Below are 14998 nucleotides of genomic sequence, written 5' to 3'. Positions count from 1 at the left end.
GCACGGTGTCGTCGACAAGTCGACTTGTCGACGCGGTGCCTATTATCGTCTTTGATGCGCCCTTTTGCTCGCGCGCCGCTCGTTGCAGTCAGCTCTTCGCCTGCATGGTTTTCACAAGGGCGGCTGCGGAGGCGCCTTCGAGCGACAATCCATAGCCAACTTCCTGCACGATGCGTTGCTTCAAGGGCCAAATAAAGTGTACGCGCGTGTTGCGACGTGCCACTTCGGGCGCTTTCAAATACTGCCTCGCCAATTCCTGCGCGCGGCTCAGCGCCTGGCCGTCCGGCACGACCTCTGCGACCACTCCCCACTCATGTGCGACGGCCGCCGTAATCGGCTGCGCATTGAGCAGGAAGGCTTCCGCCCGCCCCGCTCCCGCTCGATAGCTCCAGGTGGTAAAGATGCCGTCGCCAGGCACGACACCCGCAGCATAGTGGCCCATGTCATGGAAGGTCGCGCCTTCGCCAGCAACCATGACGTTGGCGAGCAGAACATACTCCGAGTGGATATGGGCGCGCCCCTCGATGGCCGCGATGACCGGCACGCGGATATTGGCAATGTTTTCCAGGACCTGAACACCTTCGTCATGGATCTGACTCCAAACGTCGGGATCGGAGACATCCTTGAACGTTGCCCAGTCAACTCCGGTCATGAAGTCCCCGCCTGCCCCGGTGAGGATGACGATCTTGTTCGCCCGGTCCTGCGAAATCCGGTAGAACGCATCGACAACGTCCGTGTGGGCCTCCGCCGTGAATGTGAGCGGGCCTCCATCGCTATGGAATTGCACCACCAGCACGCCGTCCGCATCCCGTGTCATCTTCAGATTGCGGTAGGCAGTGAAATAGCTTTCCAGATTCGTTTGCATGGTGTTCTCCTGTGCCTGCGTCAGATGAAGAAACCGGCCAACGCACGAGCCACTGCGACAGCGTCGTTTTCCATGGGGATGTGGCCCGCCTTGGGAATCCGGACAAGCTGCGTGTTCGGGATCTCTTTGGCGAAACGCTCCGCGTGCTCGACGAGCTGGAAGCTGTCGTCTTCACCCCAGACGAGCAGCTTCGGTTTATGCGACGCGCGAAGGCGCGGCAACAATTCCATCGTGTAACGATTGTCCGCCGCACCGGCCAAGGCGAGCCACGACCGTGCAACGCGCGGGTCCGTCCACGGTTCGAGATACTCGGCCACTTCGCTTTCCGTTGTTGGCCTGGCCAGCGCCGTGAGGACTGACTTGCGACGGGCGGCAAGGATATCCTCCGTTGTCGTCGCAGCGGCCACAGCCGGATCGCGGAACCGGGCAACGCCGGGCACCGGCCACGAATCGAACATCACCGCGTTGACAAGTGCGAGCTTGCTGACCTCGATCTTGCCGTCGACGAACACCTGCTGCGCAATGCCCCCGCCAATGTCGTGCCCCGCGACGCCCACCGGTCCGACGATACCGAGCGCATCCACGAAACGCGTCAGCCAATCCGCCAAAGCGGGAATCGAGGCATCCGCAACGGTCAACTCGCCACCCGAGCGACCGGAGCCAGGGAAATCCACCGCGATGGGGCGTAGCCCGGCGGCGGCCAGATCGTCGAGCACCGGTTGCCATACCCGGCTCCAATAGGTGCCGTGCAGCAACAGCAAGACGGGATTTGCCGGGTCACCGGCGCTCAGATAGCTGGCCGGTACGCCAGCCACGTCAACAGTTCGTCGTTCCATGATGAAAATCCTCCGTTGCAGTTCGTACGAAACGAATACGCTTAGCGAATGAACTGCTTGACGTAATCGGCGCCGAGGCCGATCGCTTCATAGTGCTTGCGAGCCGCTTCGATTTTCGTGAACACATCTTCGTATCCCACTGCTGTGCCTTGGGGATCGACATAGGTGTACCCGCCCGTGACGTGGAACCACGTGATCATCTCTGTGACGTCCTCGGGTACGTACAAGGTGTGCGTCTCGCCTGCCGGCTCGTGTGCGTAGCCACCCTGCTCCGCGACCCAGTTGTGCTCGAGGTAATACCATCTGCCTCGCAAAACGATCGCGTGAACGGGCCCGGTATGCCGGTGGCGCGAGAGCACGCCGGACTGGCGCACTCTAAGCAGATTGACGTAGTAGCCCTGGCTCGCGCTGAGAAGCAGCGGCTTGAACGAAACAGTCGGCGTCATCGGCACCCAAAGGTTATCGTCCTCCAGCCATTTGTCGAGGATTCCCGGATGCACGATGTCGCGTGACATGTCAGAGGGTTGAGGCAGCTGATAAGGGATAGCCAGCTCATCAGGCTTTCTTGCGGTTGAGTTGGTCATGTTGCGAGACCTCCAAAAAATTTCGATGTGCCGCGAGCAAGGTTCACGCCGCGGCCGTTACCGGCTTCGTCCACTCGTTACCCTTCATGAACGGGTCGTACTGAGTGTGGACGATGTGGTTCGTATAGTTGCTCATGACTTTCGCGGCCACGCCCAGTACTACTTCAAGTACGTTTCTGCGTGTGTAGTCAGCGGCGAGAAATGCCTCCACATCGGCGTCAGAAGCAAAGCCGCGTTCGCGCAAGACGACCGTCGCGAAGCGATGCAGGGCTTCAAGCTTCGCATCAGGCAGAGGCTCGCCGGCGCGCAGTGCGGCGATGACAGCGGGATCCATCTTGATCATCCCTGCACGTACCGAATGGCCGGCCATGCAGTAGTGGCAATTGTTTTCGAAGTTCGCGGTCATGTAGACGACCTGCTGCTCCTCCGGGGTAAGCGTGCTATTCGCAAAGAGGCCTTGTAGTGCGGCGTAACCGGCAAGGAGCGCGGGTGACTCTGCCATGTGAGACTGGAGATTCGGCACAAAACCAAACTTCTTCTTTGCGTCTTCCAGACCGGCTTTGGAAGTGGCCGGTGCGGTCTCGATCGTGTACGACGGGAACGTGCTCATGATCTTCTTCAAACGAGGAAATTCGTGATGCCCAGATGATGCGCGTGGCGTCACGCTGGCAGAAGATTCGCCAGGCACATAACATTCATTCCAGGCAGGCATAGGCGTGCTCTCTTCGTTCGGGAACGCAATGACAGATATCGTCAGCAATATGCGGATATTCGTCCGCGTCGTCGAAACCGGTTCCTTCACCGCCGTCGCGAAAGAAAACAACGCGACGGCTGCACAAGTTTCTCGTGCGGTCACGACGCTGGAGCAGCAGTTGCAGACCGTCGTGCTGCATCGCACGACGCGACATCTCTCTGTCACCGAACCCGGTGGACGCTTCTACGAGCGCGCCAAGGCGATCCTCGCCGCCATCGATTCGGCAACCGACGAGGCCCGTACCGCAGGCGTGTCTCCAGCCGGCAGGTTGCGACTGCATTGCGCACCAGGCCTTGCACAGAGCATGGTGGCCGCGGCGCTGACCAGTTATCGGCAGGCGTACCCCGATGTCTTCGTCGAACTGAAGATCGAACAAAGCATGCCCAATCTGGTCGAGGAGGGATATGACCTCTCACTGATCTCGGCCACGGAGCTTCCCGACTCTGTGTACGTCGCGCAGGCACTCGGCTCGGCGTACGCAGTCATGGTGGCCTCGCCTGACTATCTGAAACGCCACGGCACGCCTCGCACGCGCGAGGAACTGTGTGCTCACACGTTGCTCATGCTCGAATCGCCCGTGTCGCCGCCTGACGAATGGCATATCGAAAGCGAAGCGGACGCGCAAATCTTGAACATTTCGAAGTCGCCGCTGCAAGTCAATGTCCCCGATGTGATGCGGGCAGCCCTGCTGCAGGGGGCTGGCATTGGCACCCTCGCGACGTACACGGTCGTCGACGATCTGATTGACGGAAAGCTCGTGCGCGTGCTCCCGCACTATCGCCTCAGGCCGTTCACCGTATTCGCGGTCTACCCTTCGCGCCGCTATCTCGATGCCAAGGTCCGCACGCTGCTCGAGCACCTGCGCTCGACGCTCTCGTCGTCCTTGAGCGACGCAATTGCGCGCATCGAGGCGCTGGCGCGTGCGGATTCCGTGCAGCGCCATCAAAAATCTTTATCTACGCCACCGGCTTAATTGCGCGGATGCGGCTCAATAGACTGATTCCCAACCGGTCGACGTTCACCTCATCGAACGCGCTGACCGGATCCCTAATTGGAGAATCGATCATGAAACGCATCCTCATTGCTTCACTGCTCACCGTCGCCACCGCCCTGCCGGCCGCGGCCTTTGCGCAATCCGGTCTGACTCGCCAGCAGGTGCGAGCTGAACTGGCCGAACTGCAACAGGCTGGTTACCGCGGCACGACATCCGACGCCACGTACCCATCCGAATTGCTTGCCGCCGAGCAGCGTGTCGCGGCCCTTCACGCTGCGCAGGCAAGCAGCGGCTATGGCGCACCGGTATCCGGCTCGACTTCGTCGGGCAGCAGCACCGCCCCTGCCCCCGCGATCCCGGGTTTGCAGTCCGTCTATTTCGGGAGCTGATCATGAGCCAGCCCGAAGTCACGCATCACACGATTACGGCAAACGGAATCCGCCAGCACTATGTCGAAGCGGGCGAAGGCGCGCCTGTGGTCCTGCTTCACGGCTTTCCGGAAACACACTACGCATGGCGGCATCAAATCCCCGTGCTTGCGCAGCACTACCGCGTCATCGCGCCGGATCTGCGCGGCTATGGCGAAACGGAAAAGCCCGCCGGCGGCTATGACAAGCGGTCGATGGCGAACGATCTGCGCGCGCTTCTGCGCGAACTGTCGATCGAACGTGTCGCGCTCGTGAGCCACGATCGCGGTGCGCGGGTCGCGACGCGCTTTGCGAAGGACCATCCTGAAGCGGTCGATCGCCTCGTCGTCATGGACAACGTGCCGACGCGCGTCGTCGCCCAGTCAATCGACGCACGGATCGCGCGCGCGTATTGGTTCTTCCTGTTCCATCAGGTTCCCGATCTGCCTGAAGCCCTGATCGCAGGCAAGGAGCGTGCGTGGCTGCGGCACTTCTTCTCCGACTGGACCTACGACCCGCACACGATCTCGGGCGAGTCCTTCGAGACCTACGTGCGCGCCTACGAAGCACCGGGGGCCGTGCGTGGCGCCCTGTCGGACTACCGCGCCAACGCGATCGACGTCGCCCAGGACATGGAAGATGCGGACGTGTTGATTCAGGCGCCGACGCTCGCCCTGTGGGGCGAGGAGTTCTATGCGGTGGGCAAGATGTTCGACATGGCGAGCGTGTGGAAAGGCATGGCTCGCGACGTCGTCACCCATGCCATAGCGCGTGCAGGGCATCTGCCGCATGAAGAGCAGCCGGAAATCGTCAATCGGCTTCTGGTCGACTTTCTCCAAGGTTGGCAAGGCTAAAGCAAAGCGGCCGCGACCACCGCCAGTCATGGCGTGGTCGCGACGCTTAGCAGGCCTGGCCAGAGGTGACCATCATGATTTCCAAAATCGCAAGTGCGCTAATCCCATTCCTGTTCTCCATGGGAGCGGGATACTTTGCCGGGAGAGTCAAACAAGGCGCGATGCCGCTATCGTCGATCAACACGATGCTGGTGGACTATGCGCTGCCGTTCGCGCTGTTTCTTTATACCGCCAGGATGCAGCGGGCGAGCCTTGCCCAGCATGCCGTGCTGATCGCCGTGCTGGTCGGCGTGATGCTGGTGCCTTATTTTGTGTCCCTGCTGGCCTCCCGCTTCGTGTTCAAGTCGGATCCCGCCACCGCCGCCGTGAGGGCCGTCACGATCGGCATGCCGAATTTCGCGTCGGTGGGTTTGCCTCTGCTGCGCGCCGTGTACGGCCCGGAAAGCGACCTGACCGTCGCCATCGCCGTCACGACGGCGGCAGTGGTCATGTCGCCGGCGGCGCTCCTTCTGCTCGAACGTGCGCGTTCCGCAACGCCCTCCCGCTCGAACGATGCCCGGCAAACCAACGGATTGCTCGTCAAGGCGTTGCGCAACACGTTCCTCAAGCCTGTGGTGCTCGCCCCCATTGGAGGCGTGCTCGTGTCGCTCTGCGGGTTGACGCTGCCCGATCTCCTGTCCCAGTCGCTCAACATCATCGGAAGCACGACGGCCGGCCTCGCGCTGTTCTCGACCGGGCTTGTGCTCGCGGCACAGCCGTTCAAGCTCGACGCGCAGGCGGGTTTCGGCATTGTGTTGAGTAACGTCGTGCAACCGCTGATTGCGCTGGCGCTCGTCAGCCTGCTAGCCGTGCCGAAGGCTATCGCCGGACAAGCGATCCTGCTCGCGGCGATCCCTTGTGGTTCTTTCGGCATTCTCTTTGGCTTGCCGTACGGCGTCAGCGACGCGTCTGCGGGAACGACGCTGGTCGCTTCGAGCCTGCTATCCGCCGTGACGCTGAGCGTCACCATCGTCTTGCTGGGACATCTCTAGCGGTCCCTTCGGCGAACGCACCGGTATTCCGCCCGGGAATGCCATCTATTGCCCGAACCTGTCTTCTGCACTGCCGCACATCCACCGAAAATTTCGCCATCCCCCGCGCTTGATTGGCAGCCTCGCGTCATCGCAAGTCGCGGCAGGCTCTCGCCACACATTGCCCGTCAAACCGATACGAGACTGAGTCCCATGAGCACCAACCTCGCTTCCCCGGCCCGCGCCGGCACCGCGCCGACGATGGCGCGCAGCCTGATCCTGCTGTTCGCCTTCAGTTGCGGCGCGATTGCCGCAAACCTGTACTACGCGCAACCGATCATTTCGCTGATCGCCCCCGACCTGCACATGTCCGAAGGCACCGCGAGCCTGATCGTCTCGCTCACGCAGATCGGCTACGCCGCCGGGCTGTTCTTTCTCGTGCCGCTCGGCGACTTGGTCGACAACAAGCGGCTGATGATCATCAGCGCGGTGCTGTCGATTGCGAGTCTCGCTGCCGCCGCGACGCTGGACGAGCCGGGTCTCTTTCTCGGGATCTCGCTGTTGATCGGCTTCACGTCGGTGGCAGTGCAGCTGCTGATTCCGCTCGCCGCGCATTTCGCGGCGGCCGAGACGCGCGGCCGCGTCGTCGGCTCAATCATGAGCGGGCTGGTGCTCGGCATTCTGCTCTCGCGTCCGATCTCGAGCTTCATCGCAGGACAGTTCGGGTGGCGCGCGGTATTCGGCTTCGGCGCTGTCGTGATGACGATCGTCACCGTGCTGCTGGCACTGACGCTACCGGGCCGGCGCCCCAACCATTCGGCAAGCTATCTGGAACTGATCCGTTCGCTCGAGCACCTCGTCACGACGCTGCCGGTGCTACGCCAGCGCTCGCTGTACCAAGGACTGTTGTTCGGCTCATTTAGTCTCTTCTGGACCGCGGTGCCGATCGAGCTGACGAACCACTACCATCTGTCGCAGACGGCGGTCGCCGTGTTCTCGCTGGTCGGCGCGATGGGCGCGACGTCTGCCCCCATCGCCGGGCGCCTCGCCGATGCGGGTCACACGCATCGCGCCACGGCGTTCGCGCTCGCGCTGGCGGCGATCGGCTATCTGCCGGCCATGCTGGTTCCCAGCCTCGGCGTGTTCGGGCTCGTCGGCACCGGCCTGTTGCTCGACTTCGCGGTGCAGATGAACTTGGTCCTGGGCCAGCGCGAGATTTACCAACTCGATCCGAACAGCCGCAACCGTCTGAATTCGATCTACATGACAAGCGTCTTCGTCGGCGGGGCCGTCGGCTCCGCCATCGCAAGCACGCTGTACAAGCACGGTGGCTGGACTTGGGTCGCGGTCGCCGGCATGCTGTTCCCGCTGCTCGCACTCAGCCGGTTTCTGTTTGCCGAAAAGCCCGCGCAATAAATAACGACATCGCTCGGGCAGCAAGCCCGAGCCACGGGCCTTCAGTTCTGCGCCTTGCCCCAGTACACGCCATCAGCCCGTATCGTCGTTCGATCCAGAACGCGATGCTGATCCACCGAGATCGGCGTAGCGCGGTGAGCAACCCGGAAGTTGTCGGCAATGATGACGTCGCCTTCGCGCCAGTGGTGGACATAAGCGGCGCCTGCGCGGGAAAGGTGATCGTTCAGATCGGTCCGCAATGCCATGAACTGTTCGGGCGTATAGCCCACGACGCCACCGGTTAGGCCGACATTGAAGTAGAGCGACGGCTCGCGCGTCGATGGATGCCGTATGACGAGCGGATGTTTTATCCCGTTTCGATGCAGCGTGATAAGACCATCGATTGCTGGCTTCCTCTCATCCGGCAAGGCCCTGTACGCCTCCCGCAGATCGGCAAAAAGCGTCTCGCCGCCAATCGCCGGTTGCGCAACCAGATACCAGATCGAGATAGGCGTGGCCTCTGCACGGAAGGAGCCGTCAGAATGCCAGTAGCGGCCAACGTTCGTATGACCTTGCGCGGGGCGGCTGGCCACGCGAAAGATTTGCGGATAGTCGGCCAACTGTCCCTCGCCGGGCGGAAATGTCTCGAGCGCGCCAAAGACCTCCGACATCCTGACCTGCTCGGCAGGCGAAAGCTTCTGATTCCGGATGACCAGCAAGCCGTGCTCGAGTAGCGCCGTACGTAACCGATCCACATCGTCGTGCGTCAACGAGGTCAGATCGGCCTCCTCGACGTGCGCACCAAAGCCCATATTCATTGCGCTGATCTTCATCGTTCCTCCGAGTGTGCTAGCCGTTCCAGGCCTCTGCCGTTGGAATGCGGCCCTGAGTCGATGCAGAACATGCTAGCGAGGGGAAGATCAGCGAGGTAGTGCCGGGCGAGGCATAAGATTCATTCCAGCGGGCAATGCCGCGCTGGACGGCCGGGCTCGACGAACACGGCCGCATTCATGCAGAGGGGTCTAAAGACGACTGGTGATTCGAAGCGGTGCAGGATTGAGATCCCATTTTTATTTGGTTTCGGAATATAACGGCGCAGCTGGGCGCGACGACCGTCAAGGGCGACGGGGTCAACGACCACTGCGCCGCCCTTGGCCTGCAAAACGTTCAGGCTGCGGCTTCTTCCGACAGCGATGTGTAGTCGGTGTAGCCCCGCGCGTCGCCACCGTAGAACGTCGAGCGATCGTATCGATTGAGCGGCGCGCCGGTACGCAGTCGCTCCGGAAGATCGGGGTTCGCAATGAACATCCGGCCGAAGGCGACGAGATCGGCATGGCCATCGACAACGATCTGCTCCGCGCTCTGGCCGTTGAAGCCGCCGGCAGCAATGATCGTGCCCTTGTAGATGCGGCGAATGTCCTTCGAAGAGACGTCCGCGTCGGTGCTCTCCTTCTCCACAATGCCGCGAATGCGCGGTTCGATCACGTGGACGTAGGCGAGGTCGTACTGATTGAGCCGGCCCGCCACATAGCCGAACGTCGCATGCGGATTGCTATCGGACATGGTGCCGTAAGTGCCGCTCGGCGAAAGACGGACGGCCACGCGAGCGGGACCCCACACGGAAACGACTGCGTCGAGCGTATCGAACAGGAAGCGCGCGCGGTTCTCGATCGACCCGCCGTACTCGTCATTGCGATGGTTCGTGCCGTCGAGCAGGAATTGCTCGAACAAGTAGCCATTGGCGGCGTGGAGCTCAACGCCGTCGAAGCCGGCCTGCTTCGCGAGTTCGGCGCCGCGACGGAATTGCTCGACGATAACGGGGATTTCCGCGGTCTCGAGCGGGCGAGGCACGACCAGTTCGGCCTCGGTAACCTCGCCGCTTTCGTCGCGAATCGCAGCATGCTCGAGCGAACGCAGCGCCGACGGGGCGACGGGTGTGACGCCGCCGGTGTTGGCAGGATGCGCCTGGCGGCCCGCGTGCCACATCTGCAGGAAGATGCGTGCGCCCTTGGCGTGAACGGCATCGATCACGCGCTTCCAGCCCTTGACTTGTTCCTCGGTGTAGATCCCGGGCGCATCGACGTAAGCGATGCCGAGCTGGGATACGGCCGTCGCGTCGGTAATCAGCAGGCCGCCGTCCGTTGCACGCTGTGTGTAGTAGTCCACCATGAGATCGCCCGGGACGTTGCCCGGCTCGGTACGCATTCTCGTAAGCGGTGCGAGAACCACACGGTGTTGCAGATCGAAATGTCCGACTTTTGTCTGACTGAAGAGCTTGCTCATTGCGTCATCCTCAAAGGGTGTTGGATGGCGCTATGTTGGCGGCGAGCGTTGATGTGCAGTAGAGGGTGCGAGGCGATAGCTGTCATTCCCGAGGGGAATGGGGGCATATTGGGAGTGCGTTAACGAGCTTTCGCAGTTGGTCGAACGGACTGATGAGGCAGGCCGTAGTCGACCCGAAGGAGACAGTCTGAGCATCCTGAAACGGACGCTCAGTGCTCCTGTCTTCCTCAGTTACACATATCGGCGTGCTTCTATTGCGGCGCGATGTCCCGCTGAACCCGATGAATGTGCTGCTCCACGTAGAACGCTGCCGCATCGGCGTTGCCCGTGACAATAGCCTCGTAAATCAGGCGGTGTTCAGCTACATAAAGACGAATTCGGGTTGGGTCATAGATACCGTCATCTTTAAGTCGCTTCCAGAGCGACTGGTCCATCGTTGCAGCGATTTCCTCTGCAATCTTGATCAGCAATGCGTCGCCCGTCATCACCGCGAGTTGCCGATGAAAGAGACGGTCGCTGTTGTTCCACAGCGCGCGTTCTTCCGCATCCGCTACGTCGGTTAGCGTTTCCATCTGCGACAGGTAGTACTCCGCCTGGAGATCGCGCTTCTTATATGCTGCCGCGCGGCGGGCAATGGCGGGCTCGAGGATTAGCCTTACGTCCAAGGTCGCGGAGGGACTGAAATCGGAAGCCAGGCCGGACTCGGCCATTTCTGCCGGTGACGCTGCAGCCAGTATCTGAGTGGCTGTCGAGGCGACATACGTTCCCGAGTTTCGTTTTGTCGTGACGAGCCCCTCGTTTTGCAGAGCCCCGATCGCTTCACGAACCGCCGGCCGCCCGACGCCAAAAAGCGCAGCCAGTTCGCGCTCGGATGGCAGGCGCGCGTCAGGAAGAAATCGGCCCGAACGGATTTCCGCACGGATTTTTTCCGAGACCTGTTCGTAAATCTGCAACGGTCGGAAGTCGCTTTCAAACTCAATGCGGGTGGAAGCCATCGTCGTTCTCGGGGATGCTATGTGGTTCCCCAATATACCACTTGAGCGCCAGCTATCTGCCGCCTCGCTTGACTGGGTGAAGGTACGCCCTTCGCGACCCCACATGAGTGGCACCGAAATTGGCCTCATTTTGCGACTAGTTAGCGCCGAATGTACGCCTAAGTGGTGTTTAAGTGGCCAGAATTAGCTGAGAGATCGAGAATTTTGATTGTACGCATCGTTTTATTGGTATAAATTTGATCCACTTGAGACGCCCCTGTGTCGAACTGCTCAAGTGGAGTCCAGTTCAGAGTGGCTTGTCTTTCATCCAATTAGATCGTGCCGCAAGCGCGTATCCCTGATCCCTTACCTCCATAGTCGAGCCAGCAATGACTTCTCTCACCACCCGAAACTTTGATGCTCAAGCAACCGCCGCCCTGCTTGGCTATCCACAGTTGATGCACGTACTTCGCGAGACCATCATCGAGTACGGTGCCGGGCGAATCGTGAGTCCCGAACGCCTGTCCATTCCGATGCAGGATGGGGGGCTCATGTTGTCCATGCCATCCAGCGCGGAAGACATCGCTATCCACAAACTGGTGAACGTATGCCCTTCGAACGGAAGGCGTCAGTTGCCGACTATCCACGGTCAGGTGATCGCATGTGACGCGCACACCGGCGAAATGCTGTTCGTTCTCGACGGGCCGACCGTCACAGGAAGGCGCACTGCGGCGGTTACCGCGCTGGGTATCCAGACGCTTCACGTTACAGCGCCGCGCGAAATCCTCATCATCGGCACTGGCAAGCAGGCGACGAATCACGCCGAGGCGCTCGCGGTGACTTTCCCGGAAGCCAAACTTTTCGCCAAAGGCGTCTCGCAGGCAGAAACAGAAGAATTTGTGGAACGGACTCGCCCGGTGGCACCGAATCTGGCTGCTCTTGTCGGCGATGGAATCCCGGACAGCTTCGACGTGGTCATTACGCTTACGACCAGCAAGTCGCCGGTCTACACGGAACCGGCGTGGCCGGGTCGCCTGGTCGTCGGCGTCGGCGCATTCACGCCGGACGCGGCAGAAATCGCAAAGGTAACGGTGGATGGCAGCTTCGTGGTCGTAGACGACCCGGTTGGCGCGCGGCACGAAGCAGGAGACCTAATCCAGGCGAAGGTCGACTGGAACTCGGTTTCGCCGCTTGCCAATGCACTTGCTGGGGAATTGAGACCCAATGCACCGATCCTCTTCAAAAGTGTCGGGTGTGCTGCGTGGGATCTGGCTGCTTGCCGGGTCGCACGCCTGGCGCTTGCCGACTCTTAAAAGAGACAGCCGCGCAGCGCTCACTGACCGTCTATGGGCCACGTTCGCGTACATTGGTTTTTATAGGACCAAAAAGTTCAGATTATTTTTGAAATTGATTGAGTTTCAACCCACTTTCTACTAATCTGGTTTCTCCTTTGGTCCACTTGGAGTTTGGTATGCGCCGTCTCGTAACAACAATGGCCGCCTTGATGGCCGCTGGTTTCACCCTGTCTGCAAGTGCTCAAGTCGTTGTAACCATCGGTCATTCGGCTCCGCTCACCGGTCCGCAAGCGCCGAACGGCAAGGACAACGAGAACGGCGCGCGTCTTGCCGTCGACGAGTTGAACAAGACTGTCATCACCGTTGCGGGACAAAAGGTGACTTTCAAACTGGACTCGGAAGACGACCAGGCCGATCCAAAAATCGGCGTGCAGGTTGCGCAGAAGCTAGTCGACAGCGGGGTGATCGCCGTCGTTGGGCCGTACAACTCGGGGGTCGCAATTCCGGCGTCGCACGTCTTCAACACCGGAGGCGTTCCCATCTTGCCGGTTGCGTCTAATCCGGCACTGACGAAGCAGGGTTTCAAGAACATTTTCCGGATCGGCGCGAGCGATGAGCAGCTCGGCGGCACGATGGGTCAGTTTGCAGCAAAAACGCTGAAGGCTAAAACGGCGGCTGTTATTGACGACCGCACCGCTTACGGCCAAGGCGTCGCCGAGCAGTTCATCAAGGTTGCCAAAGCAAACGGTATCCAGATTGTCGACCAGGAGTTCACCAATTCAGCGGCAACGGACTTCCTCGGGATTCTCACGAACATCAAGGCCAAGAATCCTGACGTGATCTTCTTCGGAGGCTATGCAGCGCAGGGCGCGCCGATGGCCAAGCAGATGCGCGAGCGTGGACTGCGCGCCAAACTGCTGGGCGGCGACGGCATCTGTTCGGCTGACATGGGTAAGGTTGCTGGCGATGCAGCATCCATCGTCTACTGCGCCCAGGGCGGTATCGCGCTCGAGAAGTCGGCTGCCGGCCGCGAGTTCCTGCAGAAGTACAAGGCGGCCTACAACACCGATACGCAAGTCTACGCCGTCAGCTATTACGACGGTGTGAAGATGCTCGCCGATGCAATGGTGAAAGCAGGGACGACGACCGACAAGGCGAAACTGACCGCTCAACTCGCGAAGGAAAACTACAAGGGCGTCGCCGGGACATACTCATTTGACGAGTATGGCGACCTCAAGGGTGCACCGACCACCGTGTACACCATCAAGAGTGGTTTGCCGGTTCCGTACGGCGAGTAAAGCACGAGCCTCACTGACTTCACCGAAGTAAACATGAAAATCTCACGCACCATCTCGACTGTTGAAGTCCACACCGGCGGTGAAGCATTCCGCATCGTGACCAGTGGTCTACCGCGTCTTCCTGGCGATACCATCGTTAAGCGGCGCGCATGGCTGAAGGAGAATGCCGACGATATCCGCAAGGCCCTAATGTTCGAGCCCCGCGGCCATGCAGATATGTACGGTGGTTACCTGACAGAACCGGTTAGCCCGAACGCAGATTTCGGCATCATCTTCCTGCACAACGAAGGGTATAGCGATCACTGCGGGCACGGTGTTATTGCGTTGTCGACGGCAGCAGTCGAGTTGGGATGGGTGCAACGTCAGACACCCGAAACGCGCGTCGGTATCGATGCGCCATGCGGGTTCATCGAAGCATTCGTGCAGTGGGACGGTGAGCACGCGGGCAATGTCCGGTTCGTCAACGTGCCGTCCTTTATCTGGAAGAGGGACGTCACGGTGGAGACGCCGTCTTTCGGGCCGGTTACCGGCGACATCGCGTTCGGTGGGGCGTTCTATTTTTACACTGACGGCCAGCCGCACGGTCTCGAAGTGCGGGAGTCCTCAGTCGAAGAGCTCATCCGGTTCGGTGCGGAGGTGAAGGCGGCTGCTAACAAGGCGTTCCCGGTTGAACACCCGTATATTCCTGAAATCAACCACATCTACGGAACCATCATTGCCGACGCGCCGCGACACCCCGGTTCGACGCAAGCCAATTGCTGCGTCTTTGCCGACCGTGAGGTCGACAGGTCTCCGACTGGCTCTGGAACAGGTGGTCGCGTGGCGCAGTTGTACCTGCGTGGAGAGCTGGGGAAGGACGAGACGCTGGTGAACGAGTCCATCATTGGCACCGTGTTCAAGGGGCGCGTTCTGAGCGAAACGACCGTGGGTGACTTCAAGGCTGTCATCCCGGAGGTCGAAGGCAACGCCTTTGTCTGCGGCTTTGCCAACTGGATCCTGGATGAACGCGATCCACTGACTTACGGATTTCTGGTTCGATAGTCCAATTGCAGTAGTGGCACCAGGTTGGCGCGTCACGCTGTGCGATCAGCTTGACGCGCCTTTTTTCGTCACCCCAACGTTGGCGCGTGCCGCCGCGCGCCACTCGTGCTAAAGCGGCGCCCCACGACAGGCTGCAGTTGTGTGCGCTCGGTGACAGGCAATGCCGGCGTTTCAACCAGTGCTCAACAATTGTCAACGATCAAGGTGCGACGAACGAGTGTCCCTTCATGGCCGCCTGCCGCCCAATGCGACGGAAGAGCGTCACGGGCATTCAGCGGGGCTTTGGGGCGAGACGGCCGCCGATTGCCATACCAGCGGCCAGCATCGAACCATCCGTCACCCGGCTACCTCGACCCATGCGCCGACACCTTCTTGCCTTCGAAGGTTTCCTGCACACCCTGCACGCAA

The 14998-nt window shown here is 60.7% G+C and carries 15 protein-coding genes; 8 read left to right on the top strand and 7 right to left on the bottom strand.

Annotated features, from left to right (window positions below; all coding sequences use genetic code 11):
• Nucleotides 1–88: 88 nt before the first annotated feature.
• From AAHK20_RS31100 to AAHK20_RS31085, 4 genes are read right to left on the bottom strand one after another with little or no spacing between them, the layout of a single operon-like run.
• Nucleotides 89–865: an enoyl-CoA hydratase/isomerase family protein gene (locus tag AAHK20_RS31100; RefSeq protein ID WP_449185349.1), complete on the bottom strand. Its 777-nt coding sequence runs from the start codon at nucleotides 863–865 to the stop codon at nucleotides 89–91.
• A 20-nt stretch (nucleotides 866–885) separates the two neighbouring features.
• Nucleotides 886–1701: an alpha/beta fold hydrolase gene (locus AAHK20_RS31095; RefSeq protein ID WP_449185348.1), complete on the bottom strand. Its 816-nt coding sequence runs from the start codon at nucleotides 1699–1701 to the stop codon at nucleotides 886–888.
• A 41-nt stretch (nucleotides 1702–1742) separates the two neighbouring features.
• Entirely contained in the window at nucleotides 1743–2285 is a 543-nt protein-coding gene (locus AAHK20_RS31090; RefSeq protein ID WP_449185347.1) for a 2,4'-dihydroxyacetophenone dioxygenase family protein, read from the bottom strand.
• A 43-nt stretch (nucleotides 2286–2328) separates the two neighbouring features.
• Nucleotides 2329–2895 (bottom strand): carboxymuconolactone decarboxylase family protein, encoded by a 567-nt coding sequence (locus AAHK20_RS31085; RefSeq protein ID WP_449185400.1) that lies wholly within the window; start codon nucleotides 2893–2895, stop codon nucleotides 2329–2331.
• Between the two features lie 130 nt (nucleotides 2896–3025).
• Here AAHK20_RS31085 and AAHK20_RS31080 point away from each other — a divergent pair, with 130 nt between their 5' ends.
• The 5 genes from AAHK20_RS31080 to AAHK20_RS31060 all read left to right on the top strand — a co-directional run bounded on the left by AAHK20_RS31080 (nucleotide 3026) and on the right by AAHK20_RS31060 (nucleotide 7720).
• Nucleotides 3026–4012 (top strand): LysR family transcriptional regulator, encoded by a 987-nt coding sequence (locus AAHK20_RS31080; protein ID WP_449185346.1) that lies wholly within the window; start codon nucleotides 3026–3028, stop codon nucleotides 4010–4012.
• 92 nt (nucleotides 4013–4104) lie between these two features.
• Nucleotides 4105–4422, top strand: a complete 318-nt coding sequence (locus tag AAHK20_RS31075; RefSeq protein ID WP_449185345.1) for a DUF4148 domain-containing protein — start codon at nucleotides 4105–4107, stop codon at nucleotides 4420–4422.
• A gap of 2 nt (nucleotides 4423–4424) precedes the next feature.
• Nucleotides 4425–5294 (top strand): alpha/beta fold hydrolase, encoded by an 870-nt coding sequence (locus AAHK20_RS31070; protein WP_449185344.1) that lies wholly within the window; start codon nucleotides 4425–4427, stop codon nucleotides 5292–5294.
• 74 nt (nucleotides 5295–5368) lie between these two features.
• Nucleotides 5369–6325: an AEC family transporter gene (locus AAHK20_RS31065; protein WP_449185343.1), complete on the top strand. Its 957-nt coding sequence runs from the start codon at nucleotides 5369–5371 to the stop codon at nucleotides 6323–6325.
• Nucleotides 6326–6517: 192 nt separating this feature from the next.
• Entirely contained in the window at nucleotides 6518–7720 is a 1203-nt protein-coding gene (locus tag AAHK20_RS31060; protein ID WP_449185342.1) for an MFS transporter, read from the top strand.
• A gap of 41 nt (nucleotides 7721–7761) precedes the next feature.
• Here AAHK20_RS31060 and AAHK20_RS31055 read toward each other — a convergent pair whose 3' ends face one another.
• The 3 genes from AAHK20_RS31055 to AAHK20_RS31045 all read right to left on the bottom strand — a co-directional run bounded on the left by AAHK20_RS31055 (nucleotide 7762) and on the right by AAHK20_RS31045 (nucleotide 10977).
• Nucleotides 7762–8532: a TauD/TfdA dioxygenase family protein gene (locus tag AAHK20_RS31055; protein WP_449185341.1), complete on the bottom strand. Its 771-nt coding sequence runs from the start codon at nucleotides 8530–8532 to the stop codon at nucleotides 7762–7764.
• 334 nt (nucleotides 8533–8866) lie between these two features.
• A complete protein-coding gene (locus AAHK20_RS31050; protein ID WP_449185340.1) occupies nucleotides 8867–9982 on the bottom strand; it encodes an alkene reductase in 1116 nt (371 codons plus the stop codon).
• A 251-nt stretch (nucleotides 9983–10233) separates the two neighbouring features.
• On the bottom strand, nucleotides 10234–10977 hold the full coding sequence (locus tag AAHK20_RS31045; protein WP_449185339.1) for a FadR/GntR family transcriptional regulator: 744 nt from the start codon (nucleotides 10975–10977) through the stop codon (nucleotides 10234–10236).
• 368 nt (nucleotides 10978–11345) lie between these two features.
• Between AAHK20_RS31045 and lhpI the strand changes: the two genes are divergently transcribed.
• The 3 genes from lhpI to lhpH all read left to right on the top strand — a co-directional run bounded on the left by lhpI (nucleotide 11346) and on the right by lhpH (nucleotide 14590).
• The gene (lhpI, locus tag AAHK20_RS31040; protein ID WP_449185338.1) at nucleotides 11346–12269 is read left to right on the top strand and encodes a bifunctional Delta(1)-pyrroline-2-carboxylate/Delta(1)-piperideine-2-carboxylate reductase; all 924 of its coding nucleotides are present in this window, start codon (nucleotides 11346–11348) and stop codon (nucleotides 12267–12269) included.
• Between the two features lie 158 nt (nucleotides 12270–12427).
• The gene (locus AAHK20_RS31035; RefSeq protein WP_449185337.1) at nucleotides 12428–13549 is read left to right on the top strand and encodes a branched-chain amino acid ABC transporter substrate-binding protein; all 1122 of its coding nucleotides are present in this window, start codon (nucleotides 12428–12430) and stop codon (nucleotides 13547–13549) included.
• A gap of 33 nt (nucleotides 13550–13582) precedes the next feature.
• Nucleotides 13583–14590: a trans-3-hydroxy-L-proline dehydratase gene (gene lhpH / locus AAHK20_RS31030; RefSeq protein WP_449185336.1), complete on the top strand. Its 1008-nt coding sequence runs from the start codon at nucleotides 13583–13585 to the stop codon at nucleotides 14588–14590.
• Nucleotides 14591–14998: the final 408 nt, after the last annotated feature.

The sequence above is a fragment of the Trinickia camelliae genome, assembly GCF_053525655.1.
Note: the sequence above shows the minus strand (reverse complement) of the source record. Positions and strands in the feature narration are given on the sequence as shown.

What these genes read in the sequence shown, in the direction of transcription:
- AAHK20_RS31045 (WP_449185339.1), bottom strand. Translation starts at nt 10,977, where the DNA reads ATGGCTTCCACCCGCATTGAGTTTGAAAGCGACTTCCGACCGTTGCAG.
- AAHK20_RS31075 (WP_449185345.1), top strand. Translation starts at nt 4,105, where the DNA reads ATGAAACGCATCCTCATTGCTTCACTGCTCACCGTCGCCACCGCCCTG.
- AAHK20_RS31050 (WP_449185340.1), bottom strand. Translation starts at nt 9,982, where the DNA reads ATGAGCAAGCTCTTCAGTCAGACAAAAGTCGGACATTTCGATCTGCAA.
- AAHK20_RS31080 (WP_449185346.1), top strand. Translation starts at nt 3,026, where the DNA reads ATGACAGATATCGTCAGCAATATGCGGATATTCGTCCGCGTCGTCGAA.
- lhpH (WP_449185336.1), top strand. Translation starts at nt 13,583, where the DNA reads ATGAAAATCTCACGCACCATCTCGACTGTTGAAGTCCACACCGGCGGT.
- AAHK20_RS31035 (WP_449185337.1), top strand. Translation starts at nt 12,428, where the DNA reads ATGCGCCGTCTCGTAACAACAATGGCCGCCTTGATGGCCGCTGGTTTC.
- AAHK20_RS31095 (WP_449185348.1), bottom strand. Translation starts at nt 1,701, where the DNA reads ATGGAACGACGAACTGTTGACGTGGCTGGCGTACCGGCCAGCTATCTG.
- AAHK20_RS31100 (WP_449185349.1), bottom strand. Translation starts at nt 865, where the DNA reads ATGCAAACGAATCTGGAAAGCTATTTCACTGCCTACCGCAATCTGAAG.
- AAHK20_RS31060 (WP_449185342.1), top strand. Translation starts at nt 6,518, where the DNA reads ATGAGCACCAACCTCGCTTCCCCGGCCCGCGCCGGCACCGCGCCGACG.
- AAHK20_RS31065 (WP_449185343.1), top strand. Translation starts at nt 5,369, where the DNA reads ATGATTTCCAAAATCGCAAGTGCGCTAATCCCATTCCTGTTCTCCATG.
- AAHK20_RS31055 (WP_449185341.1), bottom strand. Translation starts at nt 8,532, where the DNA reads ATGAAGATCAGCGCAATGAATATGGGCTTTGGTGCGCACGTCGAGGAG.
- AAHK20_RS31090 (WP_449185347.1), bottom strand. Translation starts at nt 2,285, where the DNA reads ATGACCAACTCAACCGCAAGAAAGCCTGATGAGCTGGCTATCCCTTAT.
- lhpI (WP_449185338.1), top strand. Translation starts at nt 11,346, where the DNA reads ATGACTTCTCTCACCACCCGAAACTTTGATGCTCAAGCAACCGCCGCC.
- AAHK20_RS31070 (WP_449185344.1), top strand. Translation starts at nt 4,425, where the DNA reads ATGAGCCAGCCCGAAGTCACGCATCACACGATTACGGCAAACGGAATC.
- AAHK20_RS31085 (WP_449185400.1), bottom strand. Translation starts at nt 2,895, where the DNA reads ATGAGCACGTTCCCGTCGTACACGATCGAGACCGCACCGGCCACTTCC.